This is a genomic window from Sediminibacterium sp. GW821-FHT12F12 (assembly GCF_058806635.1).
The window spans coordinates 510,487-526,038 of sequence record NZ_JBXAPW010000002.1; the positions used below are offsets into that span (position 1 = coordinate 510,487).

General features: G+C 43.4%; 17 protein-coding genes. 11 read left to right on the forward strand and 6 right to left on the reverse strand.

The window, feature by feature from the left end:
- Positions 1-49 precede the first annotated feature (49 nt).
- Together AC1RNB_RS04730 and AC1RNB_RS04735 are read right to left on the reverse strand one after the other, a co-directional pair.
- The gene (locus tag AC1RNB_RS04730; RefSeq protein ID WP_493081153.1) at positions 50-526 is read right to left on the reverse strand and encodes a hypothetical protein; all 477 of its coding nucleotides are present in this window, start codon (positions 524-526) and stop codon (positions 50-52) included.
- A gap of 393 nt (positions 527-919) precedes the next feature.
- Positions 920-1,894, reverse strand: coding sequence for a deoxyhypusine synthase family protein (locus AC1RNB_RS04735; protein ID WP_493081155.1), 975 nt, complete (start codon positions 1,892-1,894; stop codon positions 920-922).
- A 201-nt stretch (positions 1,895-2,095) separates the two neighbouring features.
- Between AC1RNB_RS04735 and AC1RNB_RS04740 the strand changes: the two genes are divergently transcribed.
- From AC1RNB_RS04740 to AC1RNB_RS04755, 4 genes are read left to right on the forward strand one after another with little or no spacing between them, the layout of a single operon-like run.
- Complete coding sequence (locus AC1RNB_RS04740; protein ID WP_493081157.1) at positions 2,096-2,854, forward strand: class I SAM-dependent methyltransferase; 759 nt, start codon at positions 2,096-2,098, stop codon at positions 2,852-2,854.
- A 5-nt stretch (positions 2,855-2,859) separates the two neighbouring features.
- Positions 2,860-4,065, forward strand: coding sequence for a glycosyltransferase family 87 protein (locus tag AC1RNB_RS04745; protein ID WP_493081158.1), 1,206 nt, complete (start codon positions 2,860-2,862; stop codon positions 4,063-4,065).
- Positions 4,062-4,991 carry a glycosyltransferase family 2 protein gene (locus AC1RNB_RS04750; protein WP_493081160.1) on the forward strand — a complete coding sequence of 310 codons (930 nt, stop codon included), beginning with the start codon at positions 4,062-4,064 and terminating at the stop codon, positions 4,989-4,991. The genes AC1RNB_RS04745 and AC1RNB_RS04750 overlap by 4 nt, the downstream gene beginning before the upstream one ends.
- Positions 4,988-5,767, forward strand: a complete 780-nt coding sequence (locus tag AC1RNB_RS04755) for a polysaccharide deacetylase family protein (RefSeq protein ID WP_493081162.1) — start codon at positions 4,988-4,990, stop codon at positions 5,765-5,767. Before AC1RNB_RS04750 ends, AC1RNB_RS04755 begins: the two co-directional genes overlap by 4 nt.
- 33 nt (positions 5,768-5,800) lie before the next feature.
- On the opposite strand, the gene AC1RNB_RS04760 is transcribed toward AC1RNB_RS04755, so the two are convergent.
- Positions 5,801-6,241: a hypothetical protein gene (locus tag AC1RNB_RS04760; protein ID WP_493081163.1), complete on the reverse strand. Its 441-nt coding sequence runs from the start codon at positions 6,239-6,241 to the stop codon at positions 5,801-5,803.
- A 327-nt stretch (positions 6,242-6,568) separates the two neighbouring features.
- Between AC1RNB_RS04760 and AC1RNB_RS04765 the strand changes: the two genes are divergently transcribed.
- The 6 genes from AC1RNB_RS04765 (at position 6,569) to AC1RNB_RS04790 (ending at position 11,634) form a co-directional block, all read left to right on the forward strand.
- Entirely contained in the window at positions 6,569-7,162 is a 594-nt protein-coding gene (locus AC1RNB_RS04765) for an acyl carrier protein phosphodiesterase (RefSeq protein WP_493081165.1), read from the forward strand.
- Positions 7,163-7,189: 27 nt separating this feature from the next.
- A complete protein-coding gene (locus AC1RNB_RS04770; protein WP_493081167.1) occupies positions 7,190-7,756 on the forward strand; it encodes a DUF2911 domain-containing protein in 567 nt (188 codons plus the stop codon).
- A 48-nt stretch (positions 7,757-7,804) separates the two neighbouring features.
- Positions 7,805-8,944, forward strand: coding sequence for a cystathionine gamma-synthase (locus AC1RNB_RS04775; protein ID WP_493081169.1), 1,140 nt, complete (start codon positions 7,805-7,807; stop codon positions 8,942-8,944).
- A 215-nt stretch (positions 8,945-9,159) separates the two neighbouring features.
- Positions 9,160-9,909 (forward strand): CPBP family intramembrane glutamic endopeptidase, encoded by a 750-nt coding sequence (locus tag AC1RNB_RS04780; protein ID WP_493081171.1) that lies wholly within the window; start codon positions 9,160-9,162, stop codon positions 9,907-9,909.
- Between the two features lie 185 nt (positions 9,910-10,094).
- A complete protein-coding gene (locus AC1RNB_RS04785) occupies positions 10,095-10,748 on the forward strand; it encodes a head GIN domain-containing protein (protein WP_493081172.1) in 654 nt (217 codons plus the stop codon).
- 97 nt (positions 10,749-10,845) lie between these two features.
- Positions 10,846-11,634 carry a TIGR02757 family protein gene (locus AC1RNB_RS04790; protein ID WP_493081174.1) on the forward strand — a complete coding sequence of 263 codons (789 nt, stop codon included), beginning with the start codon at positions 10,846-10,848 and terminating at the stop codon, positions 11,632-11,634.
- Between the two features lie 242 nt (positions 11,635-11,876).
- Here AC1RNB_RS04790 and AC1RNB_RS04795 read toward each other — a convergent pair whose 3' ends face one another.
- Together AC1RNB_RS04795 and AC1RNB_RS04800 are read right to left on the reverse strand one after the other, a co-directional pair.
- The gene (locus AC1RNB_RS04795) at positions 11,877-12,077 is read right to left on the reverse strand and encodes a helix-turn-helix transcriptional regulator (protein ID WP_493081175.1); all 201 of its coding nucleotides are present in this window, start codon (positions 12,075-12,077) and stop codon (positions 11,877-11,879) included.
- The gene (locus tag AC1RNB_RS04800; RefSeq protein WP_493081177.1) at positions 12,074-12,514 is read right to left on the reverse strand and encodes a hypothetical protein; all 441 of its coding nucleotides are present in this window, start codon (positions 12,512-12,514) and stop codon (positions 12,074-12,076) included. The genes AC1RNB_RS04795 and AC1RNB_RS04800 overlap by 4 nt, the downstream gene beginning before the upstream one ends.
- A 138-nt stretch (positions 12,515-12,652) precedes the next feature.
- On the opposite strand from AC1RNB_RS04800, the gene AC1RNB_RS04805 reads away from it, so the two are divergent.
- Positions 12,653-12,934: a hypothetical protein gene (locus tag AC1RNB_RS04805; protein ID WP_493081179.1), complete on the forward strand. Its 282-nt coding sequence runs from the start codon at positions 12,653-12,655 to the stop codon at positions 12,932-12,934.
- 37 nt (positions 12,935-12,971) lie between these two features.
- Here the strand turns inward: AC1RNB_RS04805 and AC1RNB_RS04810 are convergent, their stop codons facing one another.
- Positions 12,972-15,518, reverse strand: a complete 2,547-nt coding sequence (locus tag AC1RNB_RS04810) for a bifunctional glycoside hydrolase family 9 protein/polysaccharide deacetylase (RefSeq protein ID WP_493081181.1) — start codon at positions 15,516-15,518, stop codon at positions 12,972-12,974.
- Positions 15,519-15,552 lie beyond the last annotated feature (34 nt).

Genomic DNA, 15,552 nt, shown 5'->3' on the forward strand with positions numbered 1-15,552 from the left:
TTGATACAATACTGTATTGTGAAAGCCGGGTTCCGGAAAACGAAGTAGCTTATTTCGCTTTTTTCAATAACATCAGGATCTCTCCCTGCGGTTGTTTTACCGTGATGCGGAGTTTGTCTTCCTGAAAATCAGCTTTCAGTATATCTTCCTTTTTGTTTTTATCGATGGTAGTGATCAGCGAGTTCTGCTCATCCACCGTATAAGTAGCTTCTTCTTCCTGTGCAGAACCTGCACCCATTTTAGCCGTGCCATCTGCATTAAAAACAAAGCCCATGGTAGCGAACATGGCCATCTGCGATTTCATGGTTGCGGTAATAGTGGCCAGCTGCGACTGATCGGGGATCTGACTTTTCATCATTTCACCAATGGCGAGTGAATCTTTATCAATACTATAGTAGAACAGGCCCGTCATCTCTACGGCAGAGATGGTCCATTTACCTACTACATTCGATTTGGTTACTTTGGTTTGTGCGTTAACCTGTGAAAGAACAAGAAAACAAAATGCCAGCAGAATAATTTTTTTCATGAAAAGTTGAATTCGTGATTAATAAAGGAAGATAAGCAGGAAAGCGGTTACAGCAAGAAGACAGGTGTTGTTTATTTGTTATTGTCCTGAAGTTTACGGAGAAATGATTGTTCTGCGACAGGCACTTTTGCGTCTTGGCGAGAAAATTTGCACGCAAAGGCGCAAAGACGCAGTTAAGTGCTGAAGAATCTCTTTTCTCTCTTGTCCTTCTCGTAGTGAAACCTTCCGTAGCTAAGGCCATTTTGCAGATAGGCGGGATGTTTCAATAAAAGCCGAAAAACAAAAGGAAGTGCACTGTGCTAGAAACTGTGTCTTGGTGCCTTTGTGTGAGATTTTTTGCTCACCAAAGCACCAAGGCACGGTTTTACAGAGTCTTTAAAAAATATATCAGCATTACCAACCCAACAGGTAAGCGAAGATCAGAGGCACTACAATGGTAGCATCGCTTTCCACAATGAATTTGGGTGTATGTATATCCAGTTTACCCCAGGTGATTTTTTCATTAGGCACTGCCCCTGAGTAAGACCCGTAAGAAGTAGTTGAATCACTGATCTGGCAGAAATAACTCCAGAAAGGAACATCATGCCATTCCAGGTCCTGGTACATCATCGGCACCACACAGATCGGGAAATCGCCGGCAATACCACCGCCGATCTGGAAAAAGCCTACGCCCTTACCACCGCTGTTAGCACGGTACCACTCAGTTAACCAGACCATGTACTCGATCCCGCTTTTCATGGTACTGGCTTTCAGTTCATTTTTGATCACATAGGAGGCAAAAATGTTACCCATGGTACTGTCTTCCCAACCCGGCACCACAATGGGCAGGTTTTTTTCAGCGGCGGCCAGCATCCAGCTGTTTTTGGGATCGATCTCATAATACTGCTCCAGTACACCGCTGTTCAGCATTTTGTACATAAACTCATGCGGAAAATAGCGTTCGCCCTTGGCATCTGCATCGGACCAGATCTTGTGAATATGCTGCTGCAGCCTGCGGAAAGCTTCTTCTTCAGGGATACAGGTATCGGTAACACGGTTATAGTGGTTCTCTAGCAGATCCCATTCTTCCTGCGGACTCAGATCGCGGTAGTTGGGGACGCGCTTATAATGGCTATGCGCCACCAGGTTCATGATATCTTCCTCCAGATTGGCCCCCGTACAACTGATAATGGCCACTTTATCCTGGCGGATCATTTCGGCGAGGCTGATGCCCAGTTCTGCGGTACTCATGGCACCGGCGAGGCTTACCAGCATTTTGCCCCCCTCCAGGAGGTGGGTCTCATATCCTTTGGCGGCATCGATCAATGCGGCGGCATTAAAGTGCCGGTAATGGTGTTGTATAAACTGCGAAACTGGTCCTTTGCTCATCATGCTTGTTTTAGGGGGCAAAAGTAATTTTTTTATCGCGTTATTATCCAATGGTCATATTCATTTTGATTAAATCTGAATTCTTTGATTATTAGCAGTATTTTTACGATTTAAGATTATTTTAATGTTTGAAACACCTTAAAATCCTTTGCGATAACACTTTACATAGTATTAATTACCGCAACTCACCCGTAAGCATTCATGGATAAAGCGTATTTTAATGAGTATTACCACCTTGAGCGTAAAAACTGGTGGTTTACTGTACGAAGAAAAATTTTATCTGAGCGAATTGAACATGTATTGGGCAGGCCCAGAAATATTACATCACTGAATGTTGGCGCAGCTACCGGAACAACATCAGATATGCTAACCCGTTTCGGGCATGTAACTTCTATAGAATATGATGCAGACTGCTGTAGTTTTGCCCAAACCTACATGACAACCCCGATGTTGCAGGGATCTATTACAGAACTACCCTTTGAACAGGAAAGTTTCGATCTTGTTTGTGCCTTTGATGTAATAGAACATGTGGAAGATGACCATACAGCCGTTGAAGAACTGATCCGCGTCTGCAAGCCCGGTGGGCATATTATGATTACTGTACCGGCATACGCGTTTTTATGGGGACCGCACGATATCATTAACCAACACTACCGCAGATATACCCTGAAAGAACTTTTACAGCTTTTGACAAACCAGCAAGGAAAGATTGTATATAAAACCTATTTTAATGCAATCCTGTTTGCGCCCATTGCTGCATTCAGGTTAGTGGGTTCTCTTGGAAGCCAGTTCATGAAAAAGAAAGAACCGAATGGCGTGTCTGATCACCAGGTTTTTGGCACTGCCGGGGTATTTAATTCTTTACTGGCCGGACTGTTCCATATTGATTATTATCTCCTGAAGGCAGGATTACGTTTTCCGGCAGGGGTTTCCATCATGGTTATTTTTAAAAAAGCATAACTGCAATGAACCCAACCATTCAATCACTTCTATACAGACAGGTACCGATCGGAAAATCCCGGCGGGTAGCACTGGTCCATATTATCTGGTTTACATTGGCGCTGGTGGCATTAGTGGCAGAAATGGCAAGAGGACTGGGTGCTATTGATAATTACCTGATATTCCGGGGGGTATTTTATCATGTGCTGGAACAGAAAAATCTGTTTGTGTATTATCCCAGCGAATATGTATCCTTTAATAATTACGGACCTGCTTTTTCTCTGGTGATTGCTCCATTTGCAGTGTTACCCATTTACCTCGGATGTTTTTTATGGGGGGTAGCCAATGCGGCAGCTTTGTTTTTTGCGATCAGGATGCTGCCGGTTAAAAAAGAGCATACCACAATTCTCTACTGGATTATCTGCATTGAAATGATGACTTCATTACATAACATGCAGTTTAACCCGTTGCTGACGGCTTTTTTTATCTTCGCATTTGTATATACACGTAATGGTAAAGACTGGCTGGCAACATTATTCATTGCCATAGCCATTCTAACTAAAATATATGGTGTTGCTGCATTGGTCTTCTTTTTGTTCTCAAAAAACAAATGGCAATTCATTATCTCTCTGCTGCTTTGGTTACTGTTACTGGTAATACTTCCCATGTCTTTTTCCAGCGCAGATTATATTCTCAACACGTATCAGGATTGGTATTACCAGATCATCAAAAGAAATCAACAGAATATTCAAACTTCTTTGATAGCAGGCCCGCAGGATATTTCTGTACCAGGTATGATAAGGAGGATCTTCCACTATTATCAATTTCCTGATCTTGCATTAATTGCTGTGGCAGGTATGTTCGTGGCATTGCCACTGCTAAAACGTAAACTGTTAACAGATGTATCTTTCCAGCTTCGTTACCTGGCACTGGCACTGATCTCCATAGTGATCTTCAGCTCTGCAGCCGAAAGCCCCACCTTTGTGATTGCGGTTACAGGATGCGCCATCTGGTTAATTCTTAAGAAGCAACCATATAAGTTATCCGTTAAATGGTTGGTAGTGCTGCTGTTTCTACTCACTATTCTGTCGCCAACAGATTTAATTCCGCAGTATATCCGACAGCATTTTATCATAGCCTATTCTTTAAAAGCCTTACCCTGTTTTTTGATCTGGTGCTGTTTGGTATATGAAGTATGGCAAGCAAAACCATCAAAACTACTGCCTGTATGAAAAAAAAGGTCGCGTTTTTGATTCCTGTCTGTAACGAAGAGAATAATATTCCGGTTTTATTAAGTTCTCTGAGAAACGAAATGCAGCATAGTGGGTATGTGTATTCGTTCAATTTTGTAGACGACGGAAGCTCAGATAACACACTGGCAGTTTTGAAAGAAATTGCCGCCAGCCATACAGATGTTTTTTATATCAGCTTGTCCAGAAATTTCGGTCACCAGAATGCCCTGAAGGCCGGTATTGATCAGGTAGAAGCGGACTGCACTATTATGATGGATGCAGATCTGCAACATCCACCCTCCTTTGTTCCCCAGTTGCTGGCAAAATGGGAAGAGGGTAATGATATCGTTTATACCATCAGGAAAGATCATAGAGAGATTGCCATGATGAAAAGAAAAACATCCAGTCTTTTCTATCAGGTAATCAACAATCTGTCAGATATAGAACTGGAAGAAGGAACTGCTGATTTCAGGTTGTTAGACAGAAAAGTAATGAACGTGTTAAGAAACCTGAACGAATCAGATATTTTTCTGCGAGGATTGGTTAAATGGATGGGTTTTACACAATCCGGCATAGAATATACACCCGGAATTCGTACAGAAGGCAAAACAAAGTATACCATTAAACGAATGATCCGTTTTGCGCTGCAGGGCATCACTTCATTCAGTATCAAACCACTGTATATTGCTGTTTATTTAGGGTTCCTGTTTTCATTGGTGGCATTATTGTATTTGCCGTATGTTTTTTATAGTTATTATTTCGGGCATACCATTTCCGGCTGGGCTTCCCTGATCGCTACCATTGCTTTTTTTGCCGGCATTCAACTCATGATTCTTGGTATCATCGGAATTTATATCGGCAAACTGTTCATGCAAAGCAAACAAAGGCCCCACTATATCGTAAAAGAATCAAATCTTTCTGCATGAAAAACCGTTTCGTGTTGCTGAGTTTTGATGTGGAAGAATTTGATATGCCGCTGGAATACAATTTCCCCATCAGCGCCGAGGAACAGATGCGGGTAGGCAAAGAAGGATTGGATGCCATTACACCCGTATTAACAGATCCTGCTGTAGCAACTACTTTATTTACCACTGCTAATTTTGCCATGCATTATCCCAATGCGGTTCGTACACTGGCCCAACAGCATGAGATTGCCTCGCATACCTTTTACCATTCTGAGTTCAGGGATGAAGACCTGTTAAGCTCCAGACAAAAACTGGAAGAGATCAGCGGTAAAATAGTTACCGGTTTACGAATGCCCCGTATGCGCAAAGTGGCTATGGAAGAAGTAAAGAAAGCGGGTTATCACTATGATTCTTCTATAAATCCCACCTGGTTACCGGGCAGGTATAATAACATGCATCTTCCGAGAACCCTGTACAAAGACCAGGGCATGTTACGGATCCCCGCCTCCGTATCGCCGGGTTTACGGGTGCCGCTGTTCTGGCTTAGTTTTAAAAATCTTCCTTACCCCGTATTTAAAATGCTGGCGCTGCAAACCCTGCGTAAAGACGGATATCTCTGTCTCTATTTTCATCCCTGGGAGTTTACGGATATAGAAAATTATGATTTGCCGGGATTTACCAAAAAACATCACGGGTTTCCCCTGCTGCAACGCCTGCAGCAATTGATCTCAGATCTAAAAAAAGAAGGAGAGTTTATTTCGATGAACCGTTTTGTAAAACAGCAAACCCCGCAATAGCGGGGTCTACTGATTTTACAACCTAACCTATGCTTATTTTCCTGATGCTTTGTATTTGCTTACAGCGCCGTATAAGGAAACTTCGAGGATCTGCTTTTTAGTACCCTCTTCCAGTGACACATAATAAGACTTATCACCATCTCTGTCAAACTCGATCGCCTCGGTTACCTGGTATGAAGCGTAGTCTTTTTTAATTTTCTGAATAGCATTCAAAGGCAGTTTTTTCAGGTCTACCTTACGGCTCAGACCAATCAGTTCTCCTTCGCCATCAAAAAACGCTTCTACGTTTTCTTCTGCCATGGTAAAAGCGGCTCTGATAAAGTTTTCTTTGGCGCTCCATACCACATTCTGCGCACCGGCAAATCTGGCTTCAAAACTGCTTTTTACTTTGTAATCTACTTTAAACACATCCGCTGCAAAAGCGCTGGTTCCGGCTGCCACTACCATCAGGGCCGCGATAAATAATTTTTTCATGAATCTTTGTTTTTCGGTTTTTTAAATATTGGTAATTGTCATTTTCATATTGACATGTCAAAAATATATCCTGTCATTACCGGTCAATCATGGATTGTGACGAATAACTCTACCGGATCAGTGGATTAGTATGAACGGTATTTCTACCCATAGCTGTTAGCCGGAATACAGGCGCTACAAATCAATACCCGCCTGCATTTGCGCCTATTTCTTAATAAAATCACAAAAGCCGTTATCAACGGGTTAATTTTGAAAAGTGGTCAGAAAAACAGCAACTTTACCCCCACATTCACTCATTCTCTCATACACTCATTCACTCATTAACAAATGAACTACCTCGCCCACGCATACCTCTCCTTCAATAACCCGGGTATACTGGTGGGTAATATGATCAGTGATTTTGTGAAGGGAAAAAAGCAATATGACTATCCCGGTACTGTACAGAAAGGGATCCGGCTGCACCGGGCCATTGACAGTTTTACCGACCAGCACCCGGCTACGCGGGAGGCCAAACAATTATTCAAACCCGCAGTAGGCCCATATGCCGGTGCTTTTATAGATGTGGTGTACGATCACTTTCTGGCGGCCGATGAAACAGAACTGGCAGAACCGGATCTGCAGCTTTTTGCCAATGGCGTATATGCGCAACTGGCTGAACAACAATCTTTGTTACCCGAAAAATTTGCCGGCATGCTGCCTTATATGACCAGCCAGAACTGGTTATATCATTACCGGTCGGAATACGGCATTGAAAAAAGTTTCGGCGGACTGGTACGAAGAGCTTCATACCTCGATGATGCATCGGCCGCATTTGGGGTGTTCAGGAAAGAATATGCGGCTTTACAGGATTATTACCGGGCTTTTTTTCCGGAAGTGAAAACATTTGCTTCTTCATATTTGACAGATTTGCTATCTCAATAGCATTTATCTTTGGCAAAATCCATTTACATGAAAGTATGCTTCAGCCTGGCATGTCTGCTTTTTTTGACCACTTTGCAGGCACAAACAAAACCTACAGACCTGGACAAATCGCCAATGGATATGAGCTATTGGCCCACCAATTACCCTTTACTGAAAATGAGTGGCAAGGCCGGCGCTTCTCCGGTAGCACGGGTATTGTATGGCCGCCCATTAAAGAATGGCCGGAATATTTTTGGCAGTATTCTTAAATACAATGAACTCTGGCGCCTCGGTGCCAATGAAGCAACCGAGATCGAATTCTTCAGCAATGTGAAGATAGCCGGTAAAAACGTGGCCAAAGGCAGGTACACTTTGTACTGTATTCCAACGGAAGAAAAATGGACCATCATCCTCAATAAGGATAATTACAGCTGGGGTAGTTATACTTACGACAGTAAAAAAGATGTTTTACGCGTAGATATTGATGTAGAGAAGAATTCCGACAATGTAGAAGCTTTTACCATTTATTTTGAAGACGCTAAAAACAGCGCCAACCTGATTTTTCTGTGGGACGACCTGAAAGCAAGTTTACCCATCATTGCATTACCCAAGTAACCCCAATTATTGTTGTACAGAACAACATAACACTTCAATACATTTTATATGAAACTTGCCACCAAATACATACATGCCGGTACAGAACCGGATCCATCTACAGGGGCCATCATGACACCTATTTACCAGACTTCTACCTATGTACAGGAAGCACCTGGTGTAAACAAGGGTTTTGAATATGCCCGAAGCCAGAACCCGACCCGTAAAGCACTGGAAGATGCCTATGCACAGATAGAGAACGGAAATTTTGGTCTTGCATTCAGCAGCGGCGTAGCGGCTACTGATGCAGTAATCAAACTTTTATCACCGGGCGATGAAGTGATTTGTGCCAATGACATGTATGGCGGCACTTACCGTTTATTCACGAAAATATTTGCCAAATACGGTATCCGGTTTACGTATGTGGATACCACTGATGTAAGTAATATCCGCAAAGCCATTTCAGCCAATACCAAACTGATCTGGATCGAAACACCTACCAACCCCTTGATGAATATCACTGATATCGCAGCCGTTTCTGTGATAGCCAAAGAAGCCAACGCTATTCTTTGTGTTGATAATACATTTGCTTCTCCTTATTTACAAAACCCGCTGGATCTGGGTGCAGACATTGTAATGCACTCTGCCACCAAATACCTCGGCGGTCATAGTGATGTGATCCAGGGTTGCCTGATGATGAAAGATGCAGACCTGCGGGAACAGTTATACTTTATCCAGAAAAGCTGCGGCGCTGTTCCCGGACCGATGGATTGTTTCCTCGTGCTACGTGGTATCAAAACCCTGCATGTACGGATGCAACGCCATTGCGAGAACGGTGAAAAGATCGCACATTTTCTGCGCAACCATCCCAAAGTGGGCAGGGTGTACTGGTGCGGTTTTGAAGACCATCACAATCATGCCATCGCTAAAAAGCAAATGCGTGGTTTTGGCGGTATGATGAGTTTTACCCTGAAAGACGACAGCGTGGAAAATGCCAAACGGGTGCTGTCTTCTACCAAAGTATTTGCATTGGCCGAGAGCCTGGGTGGCGTTGAATCGCTGATCAACCATCCGGCATCTATGACCCATGCTTCTATTCCAAGAGAAGAAAGAATTAAAAACGGTTTAACAGACAGCCTCATCCGCTTAAGCGTAGGTATTGAAGACGCCGAAGACCTGATCGCAGACCTGAACCAGGCAATAGGTTGATTGGGTGCTTTTATTAAGTGGAATTATAGCTGCTTATTGAAATAATCTCTGTGAACCTCTGTTACTCAGTGATCTCTGTGTTGAAAAAATAGATACTGAATAATAAAATACGTTTGTATTTCTCAACACAGAGAACTCAGAGCTTAGGAGTTTCACTGAGGGGAACAGTTATTGTCACCCAACTGTATTAAACAAAGTGCTGTAACAAAACTAATATGACAAAAACAGCTGTTGCCAAAGCGATCATCGGTTTTATTGCCCTCTTCGGTTGTTACCATGCAGCCGAATACATGATGCTTTTCAGAAACAGTCCGGCCGGATTTCTGGCAGTCAGCCTTTTATTTTTTCCACTGGCCTGGTTACTGGCCAGATGGCAGGGCTTACCCGGTTTAGCTGCCTGGGGAATGGTGTTTCAGAAAAAAGCCTGGGAACAACTGGGAACCGGATTGGCGGTGGGCATCATCGTATATACCTTGTACACTTTCAGTAGTTTTCTGCTCGATATTGAACGCATCAAAGAGATTCCACCTGCGGGTGTTTTTGTGTCACAGTTTTTTCTCTTTGCGTTGGGTACTTTTTTCTCGTCACTCACAGAAGATGTATTAACGCGGGGCTATCTCTATCGGTTCTTCAACGGTAAAATGAATCCTTATTTACTGATCCTTTTCTCTTCACTGGTGTATTTACTGAATCATATTTACCGTTTAACAGAAGGTCCCGCCTTCTGGTCCTATATTCTCATTATCGGCTTCTTTTTGATGCTGGCCATGGTAAGAACGGGTAATATCTGGTTAACGCTGGGGCTACACTGGGCAGGTAATATCATTTATCACAGCACACATAGTGTAATGCATACCGTGAATGGCCAGGGAAAATTTCCGGGATCCCTTTTGTATGTTTTGTTTTTATTGTTGCTCATCCCGGTTACCTGGTACATTACAAAGAAAGAACCCAAGACTGCGTAAAATACCCATTACATCCAATCACATAAACGGGTGATTCTGCTGAAAATCAATTGTGACAAGGATTTCAGCATGTCTTCATTTATCCTTTCCTTCTGCTGTTCATCCCCTTAAATGAACCGCTTATTCATTCCGGAAAAATTATTCCGTTGTTCTGTGTGATTTTTGTTTCCGGAAAAATCATCAGCATGAAAAAAATAGGTTTCTTTTTACTGTCTGCTAGCCTGTTATTCAGTGCCTGTACCAAATCTATCCGTGGCAGTGGCAGCACCGTTACGGAAACAAGAAATATTGCTGCTATTACCAGTGTTCAGCTCGAAGGTAGTGCCGAGGTAGAGATCATGCAGGGTAATGTGCAGTCCGTTACGGTAAGTGGATACGAAAATCTCGTTCCCATTTTTGTAACGCAGGTAAACAATGGGAACCTCATATTGCGTTTTGAAGATCCTTATTATAATGTGCGCAGGAATAATATTAAAGTAACGATTGTAATACCCGACATCCAGGCAGTAAGAAGCAATGGTTCAGGACAGATCAGCATCAGTAACTTCCTCAATAAAATAAATTTCAACGCCTCCATCAACGGCTCTGGTAATATTACGATGAACAATTCCTCCTTCACCAAAATGGTATTAGATGTAAACGGATCAGGTAATATCAAAGCTTACGGTTGTACTGCGATCGATACAGAAGCTGAGATTCACGGCTCCGGCAATATTGAGATTACCTGCGTCAATAAAATCAGTGCCCATATCTACGGCTCAGGTAATATCGATTATTGGGGAAATCCGGTAGCTACCGATGTACAGATCAGCGGCAGTGGCAGGGTTAGAAAAAGATAAGTATTACGTGGTGAGAAAAGAAAGCCTCCTGCGCTGCGGGAGGTTTTTCTGTATATAAGGGTTACTATTGCTTGCACTGTTTTGGTTATTTTCACGCATGCATTCGAAACCGTTACCCACCGGCCGTTCTTTACAAGCCTTTTTTGATGAGAAAGTGAAGTTGTATAACCAACCTGCTTTCATCAAAGACGACCCGGTTTGCATTCCGCATTTATTTTCCAGAAAAGAAGATATTGAAATAGCCGGTTTGTTTGCGGCGGTATTTGCCTGGGGTAACCGCACCACCATCATCAACAAATCCAGGGAGCTGATGCAGTTGATGGATATGTCGCCACATGATTTCTGCCTGCATCACAGCGATCAGGATCTGCAAAAACTGACCGCTTTTAAACACCGCACATTTACGGCAACAGACCTCCTGTACTTTATCGAATTCCTGCATTATCATTATACCCATCACTCAAGCCTGGAAAACGCATTTGTGCCCGGCAAAAAACCAGAAGGGGGTGTTGAATGGGCGCTGACACATTTCCATAACTATTTTTTCTCGCTGGAACAGGTACCCAACCGCACCCGAAAACATATTGCCACACCTTACAAAGGTTCTACCTGCAAAAGATTGAATATGTACCTGCGCTGGATGGTTCGGCAGGACCGGCAGGGGGTCGATTTTGGCATCTGGAAAAAACTCCGGCCGGCAGACCTGATCTGCCCCATTGACTTGCACGTAGCCCGGGTGGCCAAACGTTTTGGCTTGCTGGATAGAAAACAGATTGACTGGCAAGCCGCTGTGGAACTAACCACTTACCTGCGAACACTGGATGCTGCGGATCCGGTAAAGTATGATTTTGCCCTGTTTGGGCTCGGCGTAATAGAAAAATACTAAATCAGATACACAATAAAGGTGAATGATAAGAGCCCGCTCCTTCCTCGCTGGTTTCAGTATGCCTTTTTCCCAGAGAAACCGGGTTGCTCCAAAAAAAGAACAAAAGGCTGATGGCAAGCAATACCAGAGCTGCCAGTACAGGATGAACGGGCTTTATATATGAAAGGCTGGATAAACGCATAATGAACAGATAATATAAAGAGTGGCTGCCATCCAAAAGGTTGGAAAAGCGGGGTTGATTTTTAATCCCCCTCTTCCAGTTGAAACAGTTCTTCTACTGTTACCCCGAATAAGCTGGCCATCTTCAGGGCCAGGGCAGTAGAGGGAACATATTTGCCCGATTCCATGGTATTGATGGTTTGCCGGCTTACGCTTATCTTTTTGGCAAGATCATCCTGCGTAAGGTTATGAATGGCACGTTGGATCTTGATCTTGTTTTTCATGGGTTGCTTTTATTATACTGATACAATACATACCGGAACCGTAACACAAAAATGATCAGTACCGTAAACAGGTTAATGGTCATGATGGTGAAAAACAGGCCTCCGTAACAAAACAATACCGCCAGGATCAACACCGCATAATTGGCATATACGGCCCACTGCAAAGCTTCTAACCGGAAAAACTGAATAGCTTCATCTTCCGTTTTTTCTTTCGAAAACCCGATCAGGATCAGCGCAATAATGAGCCCGATCGTAGCCAACTCATCCGTATAGTTGGTATTCGTAAATGATAAACCTCCTGTTTTTGCCGGATGATATTCCAGCTGGGCAATGGTAAAATCCCAGCCCATATGCGCAATACCCAGTGCCAGAAAGGGCACCAGTAACACATAGCCAATTTTTCTGGCACTATGTGGTAATAAGTGTAGTTTTTTCATATTTGTTTGATTTATTGACAATGCAAACGTAAAACAAGATTTTCATTTTGTAAAGTTTATTTTACATATTGTATAATATTTTTAACATTTTAGAGGAGCTAATAGTAGATCTGGGAGGATTGGTATCTTTAGAATTGTATGGCAGAAGAGAATGAATTACTGAGATTGGAAGACCTGGGACCGGAACAGATGGCCCAATTCATCAACGAACTGATCGACAAGGATTTTTCGAGGTTGGTTCAGTTGCTGTACCGGCTGGATGTAAGCGAAACCAGACTCCGCGCTGTACTGCTCGAGCACCCAACGGGCGATGCCGGCGACATGATTGCCCAACTGATCCTGGAACGGATTGCGCTAAGAGAGAAAAACAAACAGCTATTCAGACAGGAAGGTGATATTCCGGAAGATGAAAAATGGTAATCACTGCCTGCAGTATATCAGTTTTCCAACATAGTAGCTACTTCAACAACTCATCAATCCGTTTGAAACTGTACCCGTTTTTCTTCAAATACAGAATCAACTCATCTAACCGATTATACAATTTATCTGTTCTGCGAGAATCAGTACCTGCATGCAGTAACAGGATGGCACCATTTAATCCATCTGGTTTTTCTGCAAATGCTTTAATAGTTGTCAGGATCTGCTCACTGCTTTTATATGATTTCCCCATTTCGGGCCAGGTATAATCTGCATTGCTGGTGGTGCCGGGGGTGAAACTGAAAAGTTGAATATTTTTAGTGCCAAACCAACCCGCGATCTCTTTGTTCCACCATTCGTAGGGTGGTATAAATAATTGTTTTCCGGGCAGCTGTTTGATACCCAGTTGCTGCATGGCTTTGAGATTGTTATTGTAATCCGTTTCCAGCGAATCACGGCTTACGAGAATCTTGTCACGGTTGCCCCAGTCGTTATACAGGATATGCTGGTCTGAATGTGGCCCCAGCAAATGTTTTTGCTGATAGAGTTGCTTAATAGCAGGCTGGTAATGTTTATTCCGATAAAATCTTCCTGTAAAATAAAAACCGGCTTTCACTTTTTGTTTCTCCAGGGTATGCATAATGGTTGATAAACCCTCACCGAATTCGTCACCGGTAAACACCAATGCCACCTGCTTTTTAGCAGTATCGCCACGAATAATGGCACCCTGCGAAAAAGTTTGACCTGATCCGAAAGGATTCGCTCCATACCATTTTACAGCTTGCCTTGTGTTATGAGCATCCTCTTTGGCCGCCAGCAAATAAATCAGCGAAGCCGTTCCGTCCATAGTAGGTTCATTGGTACTGTAATCACCATAATCATCGTGGTATACAGCAAGGTCACTCTGAAAAGGGGCATATTCATCCGGATCGTTCAGTTGTATACCAATCAGGTTTTTATAAATCGATGTGTACACCGGGCCATCCACCAGCCCGCCATCAATCGGATAATTTTTCAGGTGGGTAAAAGCGGAATGCGGATCAACCGGTGTATCGCCATTGACGGGTAATCCATACACCATACTGGTACCCCATGGATTACAGCCGAATAACCAATCGATATTGGCCTGTTCCAGTTCTGCAAATTGTTTGTCACCAGTTAACTGCACATACCACAAACACTGGATAGCAAAAGAAGTAGTCAGGTTATTACTGCACCAGATAAAAGGCACCCCCCGATAAAATGCATTATACTTTGCCTTATTCCAAACCTTTTCAATTCCCCGTTGATAGAAAAGCTGTAGCGTATCCGCTATCTTCTCAAAACCATCCGCCATTGTAGCCGTGCGGATTAACTGATTATGCCCGGCATTCACAAAAGGATACCATTGATAATGATTAGCTGTATCTTTTCCTAACCAGGGTGTAACCGGTTCCTGTTTCGCAAAAGCAAAACCCTGTTGCACCAGATCTGTATAATTTTTAACATTAGCTCTGCCCGCATAAGCCAGTTCTGCCGCAGCCAGTTCCATGTCATCTGTCCAGTTGCCTTCTGCATAAATATAAGGTGACCGAACAGATGCTGTTTGCGCAACACCGGGCATACGGATTCCATAGTTATATGCCGCTTCGGCTTTGCGCAGAAACTTATCCGACAATTCATTATCAACAGGATTCGTGAATCTGAACACCTGCGCCGCCAGGGCAAATGTGCTCGCAAACTTACCGGCAGTAGAGGCCCCACCGGTAGTGGCATTCAGAAATTTTCCCCGCTGCTGTGGTTTCCCGTTTACGAAATACAAGGGGCGCTCAAACCCTCTCCCATAATAAGGATCCTCCCTGGGGATACGCATATTTACATGATCCCTGTCATCTCCCAACTGGTTAAACATCCAGTCATCCTTTGGATTCATTTTCAATAACCAGTCCAGTCCCCACTTGGCTTCATCCAATACATCTGCTGTACCGTTCTTTCCATCTAGTCCATTGGCTTGCTTAGTATCTCCGAATACCATCGGAAAATCGCGGTAAGCCGAAAGCAAATGCCAGGTAGCATTGGCAGAAGTAGTGGTGTACTGCAGATAATCACTGGCATCGTGCCAGCCACCGGTAGCATCTATATGGGTACTATCCGGCATGGGACCGTACAAAGTATATCCATCGTGTGTATGACAACTATCTTTCAGAAAAGGATTAAAACCGCTACGCTGTTGCCGCATATACCGCAAGCAGAAATCTGCGGTGCCTTTATATACGTCATCATTGATCCTGAACTCGGGCGATTTGGTATCTCCGGCCCTGAGGTAATACCTGCCCGCTTTGATAAATTCCGTGAATTGCAAACGATGGGTTTGGATAAAAGGTCCATAAGCGCCAAAAGCCTTACCAGTGGTATGCGTAAACACCACTTTGCCGCTTTGCGCATCTACCAGTTCAAAACTGCTTATTGTTTTGTTTTCTTTACTGCCCCATACCGCCACTTTGATCCCTTTGACAGGATACCCCAGCTGATTGATCCGGATCCACGCAGTTTCCTGTGCCAAAGCAGAACCACATAATAAAGCAAGTAGCCAAAACCATTTTTTCATAAGGTAATTTTCTGTTTTAAAGATAGTTATCATA

What these genes read in the sequence shown, in the direction of transcription:
- AC1RNB_RS04730 (WP_493081153.1), bottom strand. Translation starts at nt 526, where the DNA reads ATGAAAAAAATTATTCTGCTGGCATTTTGTTTTCTTGTTCTTTCACAG.
- AC1RNB_RS04735 (WP_493081155.1), bottom strand. Translation starts at nt 1,894, where the DNA reads ATGAGCAAAGGACCAGTTTCGCAGTTTATACAACACCATTACCGGCAC.
- AC1RNB_RS04740 (WP_493081157.1), top strand. Translation starts at nt 2,096, where the DNA reads ATGGATAAAGCGTATTTTAATGAGTATTACCACCTTGAGCGTAAAAAC.
- AC1RNB_RS04745 (WP_493081158.1), top strand. Translation starts at nt 2,860, where the DNA reads ATGAACCCAACCATTCAATCACTTCTATACAGACAGGTACCGATCGGA.
- AC1RNB_RS04750 (WP_493081160.1), top strand. Translation starts at nt 4,062, where the DNA reads ATGAAAAAAAAGGTCGCGTTTTTGATTCCTGTCTGTAACGAAGAGAAT.
- AC1RNB_RS04755 (WP_493081162.1), top strand. Translation starts at nt 4,988, where the DNA reads ATGAAAAACCGTTTCGTGTTGCTGAGTTTTGATGTGGAAGAATTTGAT.
- AC1RNB_RS04760 (WP_493081163.1), bottom strand. Translation starts at nt 6,241, where the DNA reads ATGAAAAAATTATTTATCGCGGCCCTGATGGTAGTGGCAGCCGGAACC.
- AC1RNB_RS04765 (WP_493081165.1), top strand. Translation starts at nt 6,569, where the DNA reads ATGAACTACCTCGCCCACGCATACCTCTCCTTCAATAACCCGGGTATA.
- AC1RNB_RS04770 (WP_493081167.1), top strand. Translation starts at nt 7,190, where the DNA reads ATGAAAGTATGCTTCAGCCTGGCATGTCTGCTTTTTTTGACCACTTTG.
- AC1RNB_RS04775 (WP_493081169.1), top strand. Translation starts at nt 7,805, where the DNA reads ATGAAACTTGCCACCAAATACATACATGCCGGTACAGAACCGGATCCA.
- AC1RNB_RS04780 (WP_493081171.1), top strand. Translation starts at nt 9,160, where the DNA reads ATGACAAAAACAGCTGTTGCCAAAGCGATCATCGGTTTTATTGCCCTC.
- AC1RNB_RS04785 (WP_493081172.1), top strand. Translation starts at nt 10,095, where the DNA reads ATGAAAAAAATAGGTTTCTTTTTACTGTCTGCTAGCCTGTTATTCAGT.
- AC1RNB_RS04790 (WP_493081174.1), top strand. Translation starts at nt 10,846, where the DNA reads ATGCATTCGAAACCGTTACCCACCGGCCGTTCTTTACAAGCCTTTTTT.
- AC1RNB_RS04795 (WP_493081175.1), bottom strand. Translation starts at nt 12,077, where the DNA reads ATGAAAAACAAGATCAAGATCCAACGTGCCATTCATAACCTTACGCAG.
- AC1RNB_RS04800 (WP_493081177.1), bottom strand. Translation starts at nt 12,514, where the DNA reads ATGAAAAAACTACACTTATTACCACATAGTGCCAGAAAAATTGGCTAT.
- AC1RNB_RS04805 (WP_493081179.1), top strand. Translation starts at nt 12,653, where the DNA reads ATGGCAGAAGAGAATGAATTACTGAGATTGGAAGACCTGGGACCGGAA.
- AC1RNB_RS04810 (WP_493081181.1), bottom strand. Translation starts at nt 15,518, where the DNA reads ATGAAAAAATGGTTTTGGCTACTTGCTTTATTATGTGGTTCTGCTTTG.